Below are 18,163 nucleotides of genomic sequence, written 5' to 3' on the forward strand. Positions count from 1 at the left end.
GCATAGGGCATGGGGCATGGGGCACTTGTACTGACTTGTACTGAGCGACATCGAAGTAGCGTTGCCGTTGGCGTAGCCTCTCGTAGAGAAGTATTGGTTATTAATTATTCTCCTCTACCCCTCTGCTCTGCTGCTTCTTCTTTGTCTTCCTCCTCTCCAATGCCCAATCCCCAATGCCCCATGCCCAACCCTGACTATGTACCTGAATACTCTAAACCTCCGACAATTTCGCAATTATCAAGACCAAAAGGTTGAGTTTACTGCTGCTAAAACAATTCTGGTAGGTAATAACGCTCAGGGAAAGTCGAATTTGTTGGAGGCGGTGGAGTTGCTGGCGACATTGCGATCGCACCGAATCAGCCGCGATCGCGATTTAGTTCAAGAAGGGGAAGCCGTAGCCCAAATTAATGCTACCCTTGAGCGACAAACAGGCGTTAGTGACCTGACTTTAACCCTGCGCCGCAATGGTCGCCGTAGTGTTGCTCTCAATGGCGAATCTATCCGCCGTCAAATGGATTTTCTCGGCGTTCTGAATGCAGTCCAATTTTCCAGCTTGGATTTAGAATTAGTACGCGGCGGCCCGGAAGGTCGCCGCAACTGGTTAGATACACTCTTAATTCAACTCGAACCAGTTTATGCTCATATTTTCCAGCAGTATAACCATGTGTTACGCCAGCGCAATGCTTTTTTGAAACGCCATATAGAGACGTTATATGCAACGTCTCTAGACTCAGAACTCGCTGTGTGGGATGCACAGTTAGCCACCACAGGAACCAGAGTAATTAGACGACGCGATCGCGCCATCCAACGACTAGCTCCCATTGCTACCGCTTGGCACGCCAGTATCAGTGGTAGTACAGAACATTTGCAAATCAAATATGTGCCTAATATTCCTTTAGAGGATAACCATCCAGAACAAGTTGAGCAAGCTTTTTTAGCCAAAATTCAGCAACGAGCGATCGCCGAAATCCACCAAGGAACTACCCTGGTCGGTCCCCATCGAGACGAAATAGAATTAACTATTAACCAGACACCGGCGCGTCAATACGGTTCTCAAGGTCAACAACGAACGCTGGTTCTAGCCTTAAAATTAGCAGAATTACAATTAATTGAAGAAGTCGTCAAAGAGCCACCATTACTATTACTTGATGATGTTCTTGCCGAACTCGATTTATCCCGCCAAAATCAATTGCTTGATGCTATTCAAGACCGTTTCCAAACTCTGATTACTACCACTCACTTAGGTTCTTTTGATTCCCAGTGGTTGAAATCCTCCCAAATTTTGTTTGTGAAAGCAGGAGAAATAATTCGACATTTATCATAATTTCGGTTGAAAACCTCCTGCTTTTCCTCCAGGTGCTTGGGCGCTAATATAAACAATTCCTGTTTGGAGGCTGTAAGTACTATTATTATTTGCTTGACAGGTTGCTGACATCAGAATAGAATTTTTTCGGCAGTATTATCTAATACAAACTATTCTGTCGCACCGTCAAGGAGCAAAGATTTGTGGAAAAATCCTTAACATCTTCGCCTGGAACCAATCCACAGGCTTCGTTAGGTGTAAACGCACACTCAAAGATGTATATACCATCCCTAGATGGAATGAGAATTCTTGCTTTCATAGTTGTTTTTTTATCCCATACAGGACTTGCGAACGCTTTTCCGGGAAGTTTCGGTGTAACAGTATTTTTCTTTCTCAGTGGTTACTTAATTACAACTCTTCTCAGGCAAGAGTGCGATCGCTATGAGACTATTGATTTTAAACTCTTCTATCTAAGACGAATCCTGCGTATTTGGCCGTCATTTTATCTAGTTTTGGGGTTAGGAGCTGGCTTAACTATCTTAGGATTACTTCCGGGAAAAATTCTTCTACCAGCCTTCTTGGCTCAGTCTCTGCACTATACCAACTACTATGGAATTTTTTTTGGCGATGGATTCGTCGCCGGTAGTTGGGTATATTGGTCTCTCGCTGTTGAAGAACACTTCTATTTACTTTTTCCACTGCTTTATCTAGCTCTACGTAAACTGCGTGTGAGTTCACGCAGACAAATGCTCATTTTTTGGGGATTATGTTTAACGGTCTTACTTTGGCGGTGTATTCTAGTTTATGGTTTTCAAGTACCTGAACTACGTATATTTTGTTCAACAGATACCCGGATAGATAGTATTCTCTTTGGTTGTGCATTGGCAGTCAATAATAATCCAATGCTGGATACACAACAAGATTACTCTAATAAACTCTGGAAGTATTTCTTTCTGCCTGCCGGAATAATCTTGATTCTTTTTTCATGCCTATCTCGCTCACCTGAGTTCGACAAACCATTCGTTATACTATACAGGGAATTGCCTTATACCCAGTCTTTATTACCGCTATTCGCTTTCCCAGTTGGGGATTATTCGCAGTGCTAAATTTAAAGTGGATGCGTTTTCTTGGTGCCCTATCTTACTCTTTGTACCTTGTCCATTACACTGTTCTTTTCGGTGTTTGGAAGTATTTCCCCCAATTAGATAAAGTTCTCCAAGCCGGAATTGCTCTATTAATTTCTTTTGGATTAGCCTATATGATTCACAAGTTTATAGAGTTGCCATTGGGACGGCTACGCAAAAAGTTTTCCCGGGCATAATATGGCAAAAAAGATAGTCTTTGCTGAGAGCAGGGCTATTTAATTCCCTAAAAAGGCGCTGATTTACAAGCGTTATTAGCAAAAAAATCAGGTGATTAAAAATTTATAAAAAGCGGCGGTAAACTGCATCCCCAGGTGTCTGTAGAGGGATAGCACAACGGCCGCGCTCACTGACCACCGCCCCGCCGCTTTAGTCCTGCCGTCAAAAGTCATTGGTCATTGGTACTAATGACTAATAACTAATCACGTTTTTCTAACCTTCTAAAAACGTTCAGAACCAGAAAAGTCAGCAGAACACCAATTAATCCTAACTGCCACAAACCACAGCCGGCAGCAATTCCCAAAGCAGCCGAAACCCAAATAGCTGCTGCTGATGTCAGTCCGTGAATTTCAAGTTGCTGTGATTGCTGAGAAGATTGGCGTACAATCTCTCCAGCACCAAGAAATCCCACACCGGCTGCAATCCCCTGAATCACGCGGCTAAGTGCATCATGACTGGACTGTAACTCACCCGTTTGGATAATTATGAGAGTAAAAATCGCTGAACCTAAACTCACTAGCACATGAGTTCTTAAACCCGCTGGTTTGTGCCTAATTTGGCGTTCTAAGCCGATAATTGCTCCAATAAGCAATGCAAAGCATAGCCTGAGGGTGATGTTTAGCCAATCATTAGTTGCAAGGTAGTAAGTGTTTGGCAATGCTTAGTCTGGTATAGACAGTTTTATATACTAGCACAGCACGGCGGAAATCCAGCTACGATTTAAATTAATGAGACTTGGGGTTTGTTAATGATCATAATCTGGGCAAACGACATGAATTTTAAGTTTATTAGATAGTTTTTTGTTTTTTGTCTATTTAAAATATTTGATGTATAAAATTTTACTTGAGATTGCGAGATTTAACCCATACACTCAATAATTAAATATGATCCCGCTAATAAATTGAGTGGACAAACTCTACTGGCTAGACGAAATTAAACTACAAGACCGTGCCAAAGTAGGTGACAAAGCATTTTACTTGAGCAGAATTATGCAACGTGGCTATCCGGTGGTGCCTGGTTTTGTCGTTTCGGCAGAAATTTTGCGACAATTTCTCGAAAATCTCAATAGTTCAGAGTCATTAGTGGCTGACTTACCCCATTCTTCGTTACACCTAGATGTAGCTAATTGGCGTCAACTTCAGCAGGTAGCTGGTCGCTTGCGCCAAGAAATTCTGACTGCAACTGTGCCACAGCAATGGGTAAGTACAATTTTCCAAGCAGCTAGAAAATGGCAAACTGGCTGTTTGATTCTTCGACCAACCTTGGCAGTATCAACTGCTACCCCAGGTATGAAGAATATATCTGGCTTGTTGGAGTCGGTATTTTGCCAGTGCGAACCCGAAGCGATCGCAAAAGCGTTAAAACGTACCTGGAGCCAGATGTTTCGGGCTAGAAGTCTCCTATATTGGCAGCGAGCCGGAATTGACCTCCAACAAATTAATCTCGCCGTTTTGGTGCAACCTGTTGAAAATGCGATCGCCAGTGGTTTACTTAAAGCCAACTCCTCTGGGTGGGAAATTGAAGCTACTTGGGGATTAGGAATTGCGATCGCTCAAGGTGAAGTCCAGCCAGATGTCTACTACATTCAACAAGAAACTGGGGTTGTGTTTGAGCAACAACTGGGCAATAAAATGCTGGCTTATGGTGTTGATGATCCCGCACCTGGAGCTTTTTCGCAAGCGATGCCCAAGTCAGTGCTAACACCAGATCATACTTGTCTGAGTACTTACTTAATTGAGTCAGCCCAACAAAAACAGTACGCCTTACAAAAAGAATACTTACAACAAATAATTTCTCTGGGAACTCAACTGGTGAGTGAACTAGGTAAAACTTTTACGATGAAATGGACTATCGCTGGGCAAACTACATCTGGCAAGCTCTACATAACACAAGTCAGTTCTCCCCAATTTGTAATTCCCCACAGACACTTCATTCGGGGACTAGGGGCAGCAGGGGGACGTGTTGTGGCGACTGCCCTAGTAATTAATAATCCTCAACATAAACCCGAACAACTACCCAAGGGAGTGATTTTAGTAATAAGTGCGATCGCACCTGATTGGTTGCCATTACTGCAACAAGTTGCTGGTATTATCACCGAACAAGGCGGATTAACCAGCCACGCTGCCATTCTTGCCAGAGAATTAAGTATTGCAGCAGTAGTGAATGCAACATCAGCGACCAGCTTAATCCAAACTGGCGAACGACTGTTGCTTGATGGCGACAGAGGAGAAGTTTATCGGATTAAAGGAGACTCAAAGGAGGAGATGGAGAGATGGGGAGAAAAAAATCTTCTTTCCCCCCATCGCCCCAACCCGAAAGCGCTCCCTCCTCCTGTTACTTCTCATCTACCGATGATTGCTACCCAACTGCTGGTTAACTTGAGTCAGTCGAGTTTAATAGAACAAGTGCAAAGCTTACCTGTGGATGGGGTGGGATTGTTGCGATCAGAATTGATGGTACTAAATATATTGTCTGGGCAACATCCCAATAGTTGGATTTTAGGCGGACGTCAGGCAGAATTGTTAGAGCTATGGTCTGAGCAGATTATGCAGTTTGCCCGTGCTTTTGCACCAAGACCAGTTTTTTATCGTTCTTTAGATTGGCCGCAAGATTTAAGAGCATTGAGTGATAGTTTGCAATCTTCAGCACAGTCGATGTTGGGTGAACGTGGCACTTTTAGCTATTTACGAAATCCCGTAGTATTTGAGTTGGAACTGAAAGCTTTAGCGAGTGTACAGCAAGCTGGTTACAGCAATGTCAACCTCATGTTGCCCTTTGTGCGGACTGTGGAAGAATTTGTCTTTTGCCGTCGTAAAGTTGAGCAAGCTCTTTTAACTGAGGTGTCACAGTTTCAATTGTGGATGATGGCAGAAGTGCCAAGCGTACTATTTTTATTGCCAGAATATGTTAAAGCAGGTGCAGCGGGAATTTCTATTGGCACAAACGACCTAACCCAATTACTGCTAGGAGTCGATCGAGAACAAGGACATCTAGCAAAAGTATTTAATGAACGTCATCCGGCAGTTATGAGTGCGATCGCTCAACTCATCCAAATGGCTAAAAGTGCTGGCATACCTTGTTCCATCTGCGGTGAAGCACCAGCCCTCTATCCAGAAATTATTGATAAGTTAGTGGAATGGGGCATAACTTCAATTTCTGTTGAACCGGAAGCAGTCGAGCGAACATATCAAGCGATCGCTCGTGCTGAACAACGCTTAATTTTAGCAGCAGCACGACGAAAACTGTATTAGTTAGAAGTTAGAAGCAAAGCCGGAGACGCTCCGCCTCCGGTGAGAAGTTAGGAGTTATAATATTAAGTTATCACTGCTAAATTACCCATTGTATAGACTATTTTTTAGATGGAGAAATAGGTGTCTCCAGAAGAATTATGAGGTCAATTGTTGGGAGGTTGGTTAAGTATGGGGTTTCGGGAGGAAGACTCAATAGAGTACGAGATATTCAAGCAATACGAATATGCATTATCTGCAATTGGTGTAGATTTTGGCAGAGAAGACGTGCAGGATATCTTAGAAGTATGTTGTTTTGGACTCGAAGATGCTTTAAAAGCCGTCATTGCTTATTGGATTTGGTTGCAGCAGCAAGAAAAACCAATGGAATATCCTAGCGCTGTATTAATCCGCGCACTTAACGAACAGTGGAAACCAAAAAAATGGCGTGATGAATGGCTTGGTTTGCCCCAATTGCAATCTCAAGGGCAAAGATGGTATGAGAGTGCTGCTAAGATTTGGGGTTATGATCTGCGTAATCAAACTGTTGCAAATATTGCTTATGACCGAGGAAAAGAGTACATTGTATTCACTAACAGTAAAGAATTGCTGATAGAGACTGCATGGCGTTGGGAATGGGAACGAGTACTTAACTACGCAACCACTTGATAAATAAATATTTTATGTCGCTAAACTACTACGAATATATAGATTCTCAGGATTGGCAGGAAGTCCGAAAACTTGCATTACAACGATCCGGGCGTAAATGTCAAATTTGTGGAGCAGTAAATGATTTGGATGTTCATCATAATTCCTACGATAATCTCGGTAATGAACGGGAGCATTTAGAAGATTTAGTAGTGCTGTGTTCTGATCATCATCAACTCTATCATGATTCATTAGCTGAGGTTCAGAGGCTTACAGACCAAAGATTGGAAGAAAGACTACTTGGAGCTTTACTCCAGCAAAATCCTGCTTTCATTAAAAGCTTGTCTGATTTTCCTCCTGATATTTTTACATCTAGTTTGAGAAGAGAAGTTTTTAATTACTTATGTTATAGAGCTAGTGAGGAAAAAGCGATTGATTCGATAATCATAGCTGGCTATTTAGCCCAGTGTAAAGTTTTGGAAGCAGAATAAGCTGAAAAATTGCTAAATAATTGGGTTAGTTCTTGCCCTAACTTACAGAATACAGAAAGTTATGCAAAAGAACTATATGAATTATATTTGCGCCGACAAATTCAACAGTTACCTGCTAAAATTACACGGCTTAATCGAAACTACCAGCGACCTATTATCGAATTAATCGATACTATACAGGCATCTATTCAGGTAATCGCTAACAAAAGTGACACAAATAAATTAATTCATATATCAGATGCTTTAATCGAGACCTTTCAAAATCTAGAAGAGAGACATATAGGTATAACATTACCTGGCATTGCTTGTGGATTTTATGACTTGGATTTAATGACTAGCGGATTTCAGCGCTCTGATTTAATTATTGTGGCTGGACGGACGTCAATGGGCAAGTCTGCCTTCTGCTTAGATATTGCTTCCAATGTCGCTAGCCATTATAAACTACCAGTTTGCATCTTTAGTTTAGAGATGTCAAAAGAGCAAGTTGTCTCACGCTTATTGTCAGCAGAAGCACAAATTGAAAGTAGTTACTTGCGGACAGGTCGCATTACTAAAAGTCAATGGGAACCCCTATCACGTGCAATATCCAACTTGGCAGAACTTCCAATTTATATTGATGACCGTCCAAATCTTAGTGTTGGTAAAATTCAGTCTAAAGCCCGCCAAGTTATGATCGAGCACGAAAGTTCTTTAGGGTTAATTGTGATTGATTATATACAGCTATTGACAGGAGATAATGATGAAAATCGTGCGCGGGAGTTAGCAAAGATTACACGTTCTCTAAAAGGACTAGCCAAAGAACTCAATGTTCCTGTAATTGTATTATCTCAACTTAACCGAAGTGTTGAATCTCGAACTAATAAACGACCAATGTTGTCAGATTTAAAAGAGTCAGGTTCTATTGAGGAAGATGCTGATTTAGTAATCATGCTTTACCGCGATGAATATTACTCTCCTGATACTCCCGATCGAGGTATTGCAGAAGTCATTCTAGCTAAACACCGCAATGGGCCCACAGGAACAATTAAGCTTTTGTTCAACACACACTTTGCTTGCTTCAAGAACATGAAGTTTTAAAGCATTAAGCTACACGTCTATAGGGGGTGTAGTAATTTACCTTGTGTTCTATAAAATAATAGAAAGTCAAGATTTTGATCAAAAGCCTTCAGTCATCGAGGATTTGGGGTCTTATGATCAGCCGATTGGGTCTTGATAGAATATGCATTTTTTGGTTGGCTGACTAAACCTAAAGTTATTCGTTTCATAATCCAATACAAACCTGCAAGTACCACAAAAGTGATAGTAATAATCACTAGGGGCTGTTTGCCAAGAATTTCTTCTACCCCTTTAGTCAGTACGGCATCGGGTTGAGTAATAAAATCCCAACTGTTGAAACGCAAAAATCGCCCCCAATAGACACCAACAGCACAGAGAAAATGTGTAATAAACTCAAAGCGCCAAATCCATTGGCTCTTGCCGATGCGATGTAAGTAGTAACCCCAATTAATTAACGAGATTACATAAGCTTCAAATCCACCGAAAATTACTAACAAATACACAGGAATAAGTACCAAAGTAATCATCCATATCGATTGAATCTTGCGGATATCGTCTATGAGGTGAATTACATCAGTCAACAAATATGGTGCATTCGGTAAGAAAGCATAGAAAACTAAGAATCCTAGCCACCAAAGCCAAGAGCCACCACGCCGAAAGCGAAATAACCACACACTCAAAGCTAAAGGTATAAAAGCCAGAAATAAATTCCAAGTCATCCAACTCATATTAATTCGCAAGACTTGCACAACTCTGGCTATCAATTCTTCTTTCATAGGTGCTAACTCAGAAGACGTTTGATTGATCTAGATTCACTCTGTAATATTAGTGTTAACCTCAGTGATTGACTGAGAAAATTTTTGTACCCCCAAGGAAATTTATTTACTCTCAGACCAGACAAGGCTTTGGTGTCACTTAAAAGCAAATGCACACTGATATATGTTGTCGGAAATTTAGAGTTTTTATGTCTTTCATACTGGGGGATCAAATTTATCAATCAATCGGCTTAAATCACTAGTATAGCCAGAAAATCATCAGGGTAAAATCTACCACAGAAAGAAAGTCTGAGCGACATAAAACGCCGCTAAATAACTTTCTGTGGACTTTTTTTATGGGAATGTTGCCCCGATCCTAGCTATTATAGGACTTACGCAAAACTACACGCAAATTGGATTATTTTGGCTGGCTACAATATTTATTCATTTCATTCGTTAATGTATCCGACTGCTTGCCAATAGTTGTAGCTGTTGTCAGTGCTGAGTCAATTTCGGTTCTAGCCTTTTGGATTTTTTCTCTACCAGATGCTGAGGCTTCTGCTATCTTAGTTGCACCAAGCGCCCTAGCTGCCTTAGCGATCGCTTCACTGAGATTCTGAAAAATTTTCACAAAACTGCTTTGAAATTCTTTCAGCTTGGGGTCTGTTAACTTCAGTTCCCGAATCGATTTAGTCACAAATTCCAAATCTTTAGACAGCTGTATGCTGGTGATCACTTGTGTTCCTTTATTTTTATCAATCAAAGAAGTTCCCGAATTCACAACTCTAATCAGTCGCTGGCACTGAGAAACTTTATTTTCGCTGCAACTAGTAATCAGCAAAGCAATGCTCAGGCTCACAGGAGCAAGAACAGTATATTTATGTAAAACAGACATTAACACCCCAACAGCAATAAAACCAAGAATATAGTATCCAATATTACAGCAGAATTCAGCAGGAGCAATGAGTTGGGGAGCCAGCACTGAACACTAGGCACTTAGTCCCAATCACTACTTTGTATTTATTTCTCTATTTTCTCATGAATGATTTTAGATTGGCACATTAGCTCAACTAATAGTTCCAAGTCACATAGTCTTGATAATAAACTGTATATTTGCTGACTTCATGGTATAGTATTAATTGTTTTTATAAAAAAATTATGTAAGCCTCAGTGCATACCATAAAAATAAGTGATTAAATTTAAAGTTTAGGAAAAGATTTTGAATTTAGGTGCAGGAATTACTAAACTTTTCAGAACAGCTAACTGTAACAACAGTATTCATAAAGCTTTGAGTAACCAGTTTAGTCAATAAGGCAAGCATTTATTTGGCTATATTTCCTCCAGCCTTTACACATCCTCGTTCTGTAATGTGAAATTATGAAGATGAACTCATCCAACTCGCTGTTAACAGTACCAACTGGTCCACTAAAGATTTCAGAGTTGCCACCTAATGGTGTGGGTACAAATGGTGAATCTATCCATCTTTCTCTAGTGATTCCTACTTATAAAGAGCGTGACAACATCCAGAATGTAGTCAGCATATTGAGTCGGTTACTGGATGAATCTATTCCAGGAAATTATGAACTGATTGTGGTAGACGATGATAGCCCAGACCGAACTTGGGAAATAGCACAATCCTTGATGCCAGAATACCCCCAGTTGCGAGTGATGCGACGCCAACAGGAACGGGGGCTATCTTCAGCCGTAATTCGTGGGTGGCAAGCAGCGACGGGGAATGTGTTGGGGGTGATTGATGGAGATTTGCAGCATCCGCCAGAGGTGCTGATGCAACTGTTGGGTAGTGTTGAGCAGGGAGCAGATTTGGCAGTAGCCAGCCGTCATGTAGACGGAGGTGGGGTTAGTAGCTGGAGTGTTGTCAGGCGTTTCTTGTCTCGTGGCGCTCAGTTGTTAGGCTTGGTGATTTTACCGGGGGTACTGGGCAGAGTTTCCGACCCCATGAGTGGTTATTTTATGGTGCGCCGGAGTGCGATCGCCAATGCAAGACTCAATCCAGTCGGATACAAAATTCTTTTAGAGGTAATCGGGCGGGGAAATGTAGACCAACTTGCCGAAGTTGGGTATGTGTTCTGCGAACGCAAAGAGGGTGAGAGTAAAGTCACATGGAAGCAATATATAGATTACATTCACCACTTAGTACGGTTGCGGCTTTCCACAGGGCGAGTCGGACGAATTAGTAGAAAAGTCAATTTCCCTATTGGTCGATTTCTGCGTTTTGGGTTAGTTGGCTTTAGTGGTGTGTTTGTGGATTTAACGGTGTTTTACTTGCTGCGTACTGTGATTCATTTAGGTTTAACTCGCAGTACGATTCTTTCGGCGGGAGTGGCAATTATAAATAATTTCCTATGGAATGATTTATGGACTTTTAGTGATATTTCTCAGCGACAACGTGATCCGCATCAACGTTTCAAGCGATTCTTAAAGTTCAGTGCGATCTGTTTGGCAGGAGTTATATTACAAGCTCTAATAATTAACTTTCTCTATAATGTTTTGGGGGTAAATCAGTATTTAGCTAAGTTGATCGCGATCGCAGTTGCTACCATCTGGAATTTCTGGATTAATTTGAAACTCAGCTGGCGCGTCACTGACGTTAAATAATCACAACCAGGGATTTGAGATTTAGATTTTTGCCTTTAGATTTTAGAACCAACTTAAATCTCAAACATCAAATCTACAAATCCATTCCTCTGAGGGCTGGCAATGAGAGTTCTTTTCCCAGGTGCATTTTATTTTTACAGAAAAATTATCTCCTTGTTAGCTGTCTATGCTACCCATTTCCTACCTTTGGCAGATGCAAACTCTGGCTCACAACACAAACATTGGCATAATTGGCATCGCGTCCCTCCTTTTTGGGTTCACCCCTTGCTGAACTTGATGTGGTTGATCATCGGTATCAGCTTGCGCCTAGCCAACTTGACTGCAAAGCCTCCTTGGACTGATGAGTTTTGCACCTTGGTATTTAGCTTGGGGAATACTTTTTTATCAGTACCCCTAGATGAAGCGATCGCACCTGATATTCTGCTGTCACCACTGCAACTAAATCCAGCAGCTAGTGTTGGTGATGTGATTCATAACTTAGTTACACAAGATACCCATCCACCACTATATTTTGTGCTGGCTTACCTGTGGATGAAATTATTTCCCAGCGAAGGAGGATTAGTATCGCTGTTTGCGGCGCGATCGCTACCAGCTTTAATCGGTGCTGCCTCCATCCCATGTGTTTACGTATTAGGTAAGGTAGCGTTTCGTTCGCCATTAGTGGGACACTTGGCTGCTGCCATGATGGCAGTATCACCCTATGCCATTTTTTTAGCACAAGAAGCACGCCATTACAGTTTGGCAGCCTTATGGGTAACTGCTTCCCTCACCTGCTTAGTAATTGCCACACGCCATATCCAAAACCGCACACCTTTACCTATCTGGGTAGGAATTTCCTGGGTGGTAATTAATGCTTTGGGACTTGCTACTCATTACTTTTTCAGCCTCACCCTGTGTACAGAAGCAGTAGTTTTGATTTTTCTGGCTTGGCTTCAATTGCAGACTAGCAGGAAATTTTCTCTCCTTTTCTCTCCTTCGTGGCGGCGCATCTATGCCGTTATCATCGGTACTTTTGTGGCGGGTTTAATTTGGCTACCAATCTTTTTAGAGAATAGAAATCGGAGTAATTTAACCGAGTGGATTCAAGGTTCGCGCGTCGGACTAGATTGGTTGAGCCCAATTTTTCAAGCTTTAGGAACATTGATTGCAATGATTTCCTTGTTACCAGTTGAATCTTCGCAGGTATTGGTTGTGATTCCTTCGGGACTGGTGATGCTGATTTTCTTTATTTGGGCAGTACCAATTTTGCTGCGTGGGATCAAGATTCAACTACAGCAACCAGAAAGCCGGATTATGATTCAGGTGTTTATGGGAGTGGTTAGCAGTGCGATCGCTTTATTCTTTATCTTTACGTACTTTCTCGGTATCGATCTCACCAGAGGCGCTCGTTATAACTTTGTTTACTTTCCGGCGATCGTTATTTTATTAGCGGCAAGTCTTGCAGTTTGTTGGCATCCTCCCAAGGAATGGAAAGGAAGAAAAAATGGGATAAAAAGCATAGGCAGATGGGGAATAAACGGTAAAAAAGCCGTGATGTTAATTTGGTTAATGGGATTTTTCAGTGCAGTTACAGTATTCTGCAATCTCGGCTATCAAAAATATTATCGCCCTGACTTGTTTGTGCAACTAATCCAACAAATATCCCCAGTGCCAGTACTGATTGCCACTACCCACAAAACTTATGTACACACTGGAGAAATGATGGGGGTAGCTAGGGAGTTTAAACTTGCCAATTCACCCCAAAAACCTCTGTTTCTCCTTGCCCATCAAGATAAAGATCCGAATACTTCCACCATTGCTCTAGAAAATACTTTAAATAAATTACCACGACCTTTTGACTTGTGGCTGGTAAACTTTCACGCCCCCGTAGCAGAAACCCTCAAAACATGCGTCTCTGATACTAAATCTTTGTCAAGGGTGAATGGCTACGAATATAAACTTTATCATTGTCAGCAGAGTTAGTTTTCTGATAAATACTACACACTACTCGACTCAAAAATCTGTTGAGCAGTCAAATTCAACTCTGGGAAAATGGATGATTGAATGCGACTGCTATTTCTAAACTGACTAAAATACATGGTAGAAAAACTCCCAGTTTTGAATTTTTTTTGAAAGAAAGCATTACAACCTTTTCAAAGATGAATAATAACTGATTTTTTGCTGGCATATTTTACAAATTTTTTGATGGGAATATCTGATATTTGGAGTATTTTAACTGATTGACAAAAGACGCTTTATCATAAATTTTCACCGATAGGCAATCCCAAACTAACGCTCTCTGAAGTTGGAACCTCTACTTGGGAAAACTCTGGTATAGCAAATAACTAATGTAGATTACAGAATCCTCCTGCGTGAACGCTGGGGAGTGTCAACCGCAGATGCATCTTGTGGAAGTTCCTCAAATATCGATATCCATAGGAGACTAGAGAAAGAAGAACAAAATATATCTGACGCGTTTTCAAGCAGCGAAGGCTGTAAATAGCTAAGGAGGATTTATGCGTGCAGTACTGATGGCAGGCGGTTCGGGAACGCGGCTTCGCCCGTTAACTTGCGATTTGCCCAAACCGATGGTGCCGATTCTAAATCGACCAATTGCCGAACATATTATCAATCTCCTCAAACGACATCAAATTACAGAAGTTGTTGCGACATTACATTATTTACCTGATGTCTTGCGAGACTACTTTCAAGATGGCAGCGATTTTGGGGTTCAGATGACCTATGCCGTCGAAGAAGATCAGCCTTTAGGTACAGCAGGCTGTGTGAAAAACATTGCCGAACTTCTTGATGAAACCTTTTTAGTGATTAGCGGCGATAGCATCACAGATTTTGATCTCACAGCTGCGATCGCATTTCACAAACAAAAAAAGTCAAAAGCTACTTTGATTTTAACCAGGGTTCCCAACCCGATTGAATTTGGAGTGGTGATTACCGACACACAAGGAGGGATTAATCGATTTTTAGAAAAACCCTCTAGTAGTGAAATTTTTTCCGATACCGTCAACACTGGCACTTACATTCTCGAACCAGAAGTTTTGGAATATCTGCCAGCTAACATTGAATGCGACTTTTCCAAAGACTTATTCCCCTTACTACTAGCAAAAGAGGAGCCGATGTATGGTTACATTGCTCAAGGTTACTGGTGTGATGTTGGTCATTTAGATGCCTACCGCGAGGCTCAGTATGATGCTTTAGATCGGAAAGTGCAACTAGATTGTGCCTATAAAGAAGTTTCCCCAAATTTATGGGTAGGTCAAAATACTTACATCGATCAGACGGCTGTGATTGAAGCCCCAGCAGTGATTGGTGACAATTGCCGCATCGGGGCAAGAGTACAAATTGAGGCAGGAACCGTAATTGGGGATAATGTTACTATTGGTGCTGATGCTAATCTCAAACGCCCGATAGTCTGGAATGGGGCAATCATTGGCGACGAAGCAGCTCTTTCTGCCTGTGTAATTTCCCGTGGCACTCGTGTAGACCGCCGAGCTCAAGTATTAGAAGCTGCTGTTGTGGGTTCGCTTTCCACCGTAGGAGAAGAAGCCCAAATTAGCCCTGGTGTGCGCGTTTGGCCTAGTAAAAAGATTGAGTCAGGGGCGATTTTAAACATTAACTTGATTTGGGGAAACACCGCCCAACGGAATTTATTTGGGCAACGTGGTGTGCAAGGATTAGCTAATATCGACATCACCCCAGAATTCGCCGTGAAATTGGGAGCCGCTTACGGTTCTACCTTAAAACCTGCTTCTAAAGTAACGGTTTCCCGTGATCAGCGTAATGTCTCTCGAATGGTGACGCGATCGCTGATTGCTGGTTTGATGTCAGTAGGTGTTGATATTCAAAACCTTGATGCTACAGCTATCCCCATCGCCCGCACAGTTATACCCACAATGTCGGTAGCTGGTGGTATCCATGTGCGGGTACACCCCGATCGCCCCGACTACATTCTGATTGAATTCATGGATGCTAAGGGGATTAATATCTCCAAAGCCCTGGAGAAGAAAATTGAAGGGGCTTACTTTAAGGAGGATATGCGGCGGGCGCTAATTCATGAAATTGGCGATGTCTCTTATCCCAGCCAAGTGATTGAGCGTTACTGCACTGCTTTTGAGAAACTGTTGCATGTTGCCACACTCTGCAACAGTCGGGCAAAAGTGGTAATTGACTATGTTTATGCCGTATCGGGGGCAGTTTTACCCCAAATGTTGGATAAATTTGGCGCGGATGCAGTGGTGCTGAATGCCAGTGTGAATAAAACGGCGATGTCAATCACTGACCGCGAAGGACTGCTGACTCAGTTAGGTCATGTAGTGGAAGCATTGAAAGCTAACTTTGGTGTACAAGTATCGGCGAATGGGGAACAGCTGATTTTAGTTGATGAATCAGGCTTCCCAATTCGTGGGGAAATGTTAACAGCACTGATGGTAGACATGATTCTCACGGCTAACCCCAGAGGAACGGTAGTAGTACCAGTTCATGCTTCCAGTGCTATTGAACAAGTTGCCCGCCGCCACGATGGCAAAGTGATTCGCACCAAAGCCAACCCTACAGCTTTAATGGAGGCTTGTCAGACAAATCAAAATGTGGTATTGGGAGGTAGTGGAGAGACTGGTTTTATTTTCCCGCAACTGCATCCGGGATTTGATTCCATGTTCTGCATTGCGAAGATAATTGAGATGTTGACTATACAAGAGCGATCGCTTGCTACTGCGCGGTCAGAATTGCCCCGTGTAATTCACAAAACTTATACAGTACGCTGCCCGTGGACAGCCAAGGGTGCTTTGATGCGTTACTTGGTAGAAACTCATCCAGCCCAAAACTTAGAACTCATCGATGGAGTGAAAATTTGTCAACCCTATGATGACAGTTGGCTGTTAGTTTTACCAGATGCCAGCGAACCACTGGTGCATTTGTATGCAAATAGCAACGATCGCGATTGGGTAGATGAGACGATCAGAAACTACCGCAGCCGTGTGCAAACGTTTGTGGAAAGACAACAAGAATATCAACCCGCCGAAGTGTAATTTGTAATGACGCTCGCGGACTCGCTACCGCTACGCTAACGTAATTCGTAATTGAATTCTTTAATTACGAATTACGAATTATTTTAATAATGGTATCGACAAGAAATAATCGTTAGATAGGCATCTTCCACCGCATAAACTAAACGATTTGTATCATCAATTCGCCGTGACCAAAATCCAGCTAAATTTTCCCGTAGAGATTCTGGCTTACCTATACCCTCAAAAGGCATCCGCATCGTCTCCTCAATCAGTTTATTGATTCTTTTGAGTGTCTTCTTGTTTTGCCCTTGCCAGTAAAGATAATCAGCCCAAGCCTCATCCGTCCATGCCAGCATTCTAGTCAATCTATTCCCCTACCAATGCCAATGATTGATTGATCACACGGTCAGATAAATACATTCCACACAGGCGCAATTGTTCTAAAACTGGACGTGCAGTAGGAATTACGCCTCGTTGTTTGGCAGTAATAACAATGCCTAATGTCCCCCGTACCGGAATTCCCAAAGTGGCGGCACAACGACGGGCTGCTAAATCATCTAGAATTACTTCAGTTCCAGGATTTACATAACCCCAGGTCAGTACAGCTGACTCACCTTGACCTAAATCCCAGTTTTGAATCACATTCGCGACTGGTGGTGTTTCTTGTACAACCAACCAATCAGTATTATTCAGCGCCACTACTGTTACATCTATTTCCCCATACGCCTGAATTTCTGCGGCTACAGCATCAGGAACAATAATTGATGATCCCATTAGGAGTAACAAATCAAGAAAGCCGCCCTTGGTCAAAAAAATTAGTGGGGGTGTGTTGATAACAGGAAGTTCAGCCACGGTTTAACTCGCGCTGCAAATCATCAAAGTCAACAGCAAAGACATCCACTTGTTCACGGGCTAGGACGGCTAGAAAGTCTCAGCGGTTTAACCCAGCAACTGAAGCTGCTTTTTCCATTGAGATTTCCTGCTTTTGATACCAGTAGATAGCAGCAGCAAGGCGCATATCACGCACAAATTCTTCTGGACTCAGGCGACGGGCGCTAAATACTTCTTCTGGCAGGTTAATCGTGACTGATGACATAATTTATGTCCTAAATTGCTGCGGTTTCTCGCTGCATTAATAATATCAGTTATCAATCCTGCCAGAATGCCGGAAATTGGGAATTTCGATACCCCAGTGAATGCTTCGCATATCACCCTGAAGTTGTTGGCGAATCTTCCAAGCAATATCTGAAAACCGCCTTTTTTTCTATGGGCATGGGCAATGAAGAGCCCAGTAGAAACACCGAAAAACAGATATCAATGAACCAGTTACCTAAATTGGGAAATTTTTCATGTGTAGAATTGGTGAGGCGCTTGTCTTGCCTTTGCCAGTAAAGATAATCAGCCCAAGCCTCATCCGTCCATGCCAGCATTCCAGTCATTGGGCAAATCTCGTTCCACGGCTTTCCCTTGCTTAAATTGAGCAATAGAACGTTCCAAATGGGTTGCATTTGTCGGAGACTTCAGTAAATGCACAGTCTCCATCAGACTATTGAAAAACTCCAGCGACATCACCACCGCATCATCTGCATCTCGTCTGGTGATGATCGTATAGTCGGCATCTTCCGTCACCCGATCTAAAACCGTCTTCAGGCTATTTCTCGCCTCGCTAAAAGAAATAACTTTCATCTTGCACTAACCTGTAC

Annotated in this window: 18 protein-coding genes and 1 pseudogene; 11 read left to right on the forward strand and 8 right to left on the reverse strand. The window is 42.2% G+C overall.

The genetic code is table 11. From position 1 onward, the window contains the following. Positions 1–9: 9 nt before the first annotated feature. The 4 genes from HWQ38_RS22630 to HWQ38_RS40560 all read left to right on the forward strand — a co-directional run bounded on the left by HWQ38_RS22630 (position 10) and on the right by HWQ38_RS40560 (position 2,624). Positions 10–255, forward strand: coding sequence for a hypothetical protein (locus HWQ38_RS22630; protein WP_292798039.1), 246 nt, complete (start codon positions 10–12; stop codon positions 253–255). Then, entirely contained in the window at positions 197–1,324 is a 1,128-nt protein-coding gene (gene recF / locus HWQ38_RS22635; RefSeq protein WP_292798042.1) for a DNA replication/repair protein RecF, read from the forward strand. The genes HWQ38_RS22630 and recF overlap by 59 nt, the downstream gene beginning before the upstream one ends. A 182-nt stretch (positions 1,325–1,506) precedes the next feature. Continuing rightward, entirely contained in the window at positions 1,507–2,409 is a 903-nt protein-coding gene (locus HWQ38_RS22640) for an acyltransferase (RefSeq protein WP_292798045.1), read from the forward strand. Next, positions 2,403–2,624: an acyltransferase family protein gene (locus HWQ38_RS40560; RefSeq protein ID WP_366933335.1), complete on the forward strand. Its 222-nt coding sequence runs from the start codon at positions 2,403–2,405 to the stop codon at positions 2,622–2,624. The genes HWQ38_RS22640 and HWQ38_RS40560 overlap by 7 nt, the downstream gene beginning before the upstream one ends. Positions 2,625–2,863: 239 nt before the next feature. Here HWQ38_RS40560 and HWQ38_RS22645 read toward each other — a convergent pair whose 3' ends face one another. Next, positions 2,864–3,322: an MgtC/SapB family protein gene (locus HWQ38_RS22645; protein WP_292798047.1), complete on the reverse strand. Its 459-nt coding sequence runs from the start codon at positions 3,320–3,322 to the stop codon at positions 2,864–2,866. Positions 3,323–3,569: 247 nt separating this feature from the next. Between HWQ38_RS22645 and HWQ38_RS22650 the strand changes: the two genes are divergently transcribed. From HWQ38_RS22650 to dnaB, 4 genes are all read left to right on the forward strand, one after another. After that, complete coding sequence (locus HWQ38_RS22650) at positions 3,570–5,915, forward strand: putative PEP-binding protein (RefSeq protein WP_292798050.1); 2,346 nt, start codon at positions 3,570–3,572, stop codon at positions 5,913–5,915. Between the two features lie 168 nt (positions 5,916–6,083). Continuing rightward, complete coding sequence (locus HWQ38_RS22655; protein WP_292798053.1) at positions 6,084–6,560, forward strand: hypothetical protein; 477 nt, start codon at positions 6,084–6,086, stop codon at positions 6,558–6,560. A 14-nt stretch (positions 6,561–6,574) separates the two neighbouring features. Next, positions 6,575–7,030, forward strand: a complete 456-nt coding sequence (locus HWQ38_RS22660; protein WP_292798056.1) for an HNH endonuclease signature motif containing protein — start codon at positions 6,575–6,577, stop codon at positions 7,028–7,030. A gap of 9 nt (positions 7,031–7,039) precedes the next feature. Next, positions 7,040–8,107, forward strand: a complete 1,068-nt coding sequence (gene dnaB, locus HWQ38_RS22665; protein WP_292798059.1) for a replicative DNA helicase — start codon at positions 7,040–7,042, stop codon at positions 8,105–8,107. Positions 8,108–8,199: 92 nt separating this feature from the next. On the opposite strand, the gene HWQ38_RS22670 is transcribed toward dnaB, so the two are convergent. Beyond that, on the reverse strand, positions 8,200–8,862 hold the full coding sequence (locus tag HWQ38_RS22670; protein ID WP_292798062.1) for a DUF1361 domain-containing protein: 663 nt from the start codon (positions 8,860–8,862) through the stop codon (positions 8,200–8,202). A gap of 397 nt (positions 8,863–9,259) precedes the next feature. Next, a complete protein-coding gene (locus HWQ38_RS22675; RefSeq protein WP_292798104.1) occupies positions 9,260–9,736 on the reverse strand; it encodes a hypothetical protein in 477 nt (158 codons plus the stop codon). Positions 9,737–10,218: 482 nt separating this feature from the next. Here HWQ38_RS22675 and HWQ38_RS22680 point away from each other — a divergent pair, with 482 nt between their 5' ends. The 3 genes from HWQ38_RS22680 to HWQ38_RS22690 all read left to right on the forward strand — a co-directional run bounded on the left by HWQ38_RS22680 (position 10,219) and on the right by HWQ38_RS22690 (position 16,481). Next, the gene (locus HWQ38_RS22680; protein ID WP_292798064.1) at positions 10,219–11,457 is read left to right on the forward strand and encodes a glycosyltransferase; all 1,239 of its coding nucleotides are present in this window, start codon (positions 10,219–10,221) and stop codon (positions 11,455–11,457) included. Positions 11,458–11,733: 276 nt separating this feature from the next. Further along, complete coding sequence (locus HWQ38_RS22685; RefSeq protein WP_292798107.1) at positions 11,734–13,419, forward strand: glycosyltransferase; 1,686 nt, start codon at positions 11,734–11,736, stop codon at positions 13,417–13,419. Between the two features lie 533 nt (positions 13,420–13,952). Then, a complete protein-coding gene (locus tag HWQ38_RS22690; RefSeq protein ID WP_292798067.1) occupies positions 13,953–16,481 on the forward strand; it encodes a mannose-1-phosphate guanyltransferase in 2,529 nt (842 codons plus the stop codon). Between the two features lie 83 nt (positions 16,482–16,564). Here HWQ38_RS22690 and HWQ38_RS22695 read toward each other — a convergent pair whose 3' ends face one another. The 5 genes and pseudogenes from HWQ38_RS22695 to HWQ38_RS22715 all read right to left on the reverse strand — a co-directional run bounded on the left by HWQ38_RS22695 (position 16,565) and on the right by HWQ38_RS22715 (position 18,146). Then, positions 16,565–16,816 (reverse strand): Txe/YoeB family addiction module toxin, encoded by a 252-nt coding sequence (locus HWQ38_RS22695; protein WP_292798069.1) that lies wholly within the window; start codon positions 16,814–16,816, stop codon positions 16,565–16,567. Positions 16,817–16,826: 10 nt separating this feature from the next. Further along, a complete protein-coding gene (locus HWQ38_RS22700) occupies positions 16,827–17,312 on the reverse strand; it encodes a DUF3368 domain-containing protein (RefSeq protein WP_292798072.1) in 486 nt (161 codons plus the stop codon). Further along, positions 17,305–17,556: pseudogene (locus tag HWQ38_RS22705) on the reverse strand (UPF0175 family protein). Before HWQ38_RS22705 ends, HWQ38_RS22700 begins: the two are co-directional and overlap by 8 nt. 112 nt (positions 17,557–17,668) lie before the next feature. Next, on the reverse strand, positions 17,669–17,899 hold the full coding sequence (locus tag HWQ38_RS22710) for a type II toxin-antitoxin system YoeB family toxin (RefSeq protein ID WP_292798109.1): 231 nt from the start codon (positions 17,897–17,899) through the stop codon (positions 17,669–17,671). Continuing rightward, positions 17,871–18,146 (reverse strand): type II toxin-antitoxin system Phd/YefM family antitoxin, encoded by a 276-nt coding sequence (locus tag HWQ38_RS22715; RefSeq protein WP_292798075.1) that lies wholly within the window; start codon positions 18,144–18,146, stop codon positions 17,871–17,873. Before HWQ38_RS22715 ends, HWQ38_RS22710 begins: the two co-directional genes overlap by 29 nt. Between the last annotated feature and the right edge of the window lie 17 nt (positions 18,147–18,163).

The organism is Nostoc sp. NMS7, from assembly GCF_017115085.1.
GTDB lineage: Bacteria > Cyanobacteriota > Cyanobacteriia > Cyanobacteriales > Nostocaceae > Nostoc.

Bases quoted from the DNA above. Each gene is read 5' to 3' on its own strand.
- HWQ38_RS22670 (WP_292798062.1), bottom strand. From the start codon at position 8,862: ATGAAAGAAGAATTGATAGCCAGAGTTGTGCAAGTCTTGCGAATTAAT.
- HWQ38_RS22675 (WP_292798104.1), bottom strand. From the start codon at position 9,736: ATGTCTGTTTTACATAAATATACTGTTCTTGCTCCTGTGAGCCTGAGC.
- HWQ38_RS22660 (WP_292798056.1), top strand. From the start codon at position 6,575: ATGTCGCTAAACTACTACGAATATATAGATTCTCAGGATTGGCAGGAA.
- HWQ38_RS22710 (WP_292798109.1), bottom strand. From the start codon at position 17,899: ATGACTGGAATGCTGGCATGGACGGATGAGGCTTGGGCTGATTATCTT.
- HWQ38_RS22680 (WP_292798064.1), top strand. From the start codon at position 10,219: ATGAAGATGAACTCATCCAACTCGCTGTTAACAGTACCAACTGGTCCA.
- HWQ38_RS22685 (WP_292798107.1), top strand. From the start codon at position 11,734: ATGTGGTTGATCATCGGTATCAGCTTGCGCCTAGCCAACTTGACTGCA.
- HWQ38_RS22690 (WP_292798067.1), top strand. From the start codon at position 13,953: ATGCGTGCAGTACTGATGGCAGGCGGTTCGGGAACGCGGCTTCGCCCG.
- HWQ38_RS22630 (WP_292798039.1), top strand. From the start codon at position 10: ATGGGGCATGGGGCACTTGTACTGACTTGTACTGAGCGACATCGAAGT.
- HWQ38_RS22655 (WP_292798053.1), top strand. From the start codon at position 6,084: ATGGGGTTTCGGGAGGAAGACTCAATAGAGTACGAGATATTCAAGCAA.
- recF (WP_292798042.1), top strand. From the start codon at position 197: ATGTACCTGAATACTCTAAACCTCCGACAATTTCGCAATTATCAAGAC.
- HWQ38_RS22715 (WP_292798075.1), bottom strand. From the start codon at position 18,146: ATGAAAGTTATTTCTTTTAGCGAGGCGAGAAATAGCCTGAAGACGGTT.
- HWQ38_RS22695 (WP_292798069.1), bottom strand. From the start codon at position 16,816: ATGCTGGCATGGACGGATGAGGCTTGGGCTGATTATCTTTACTGGCAA.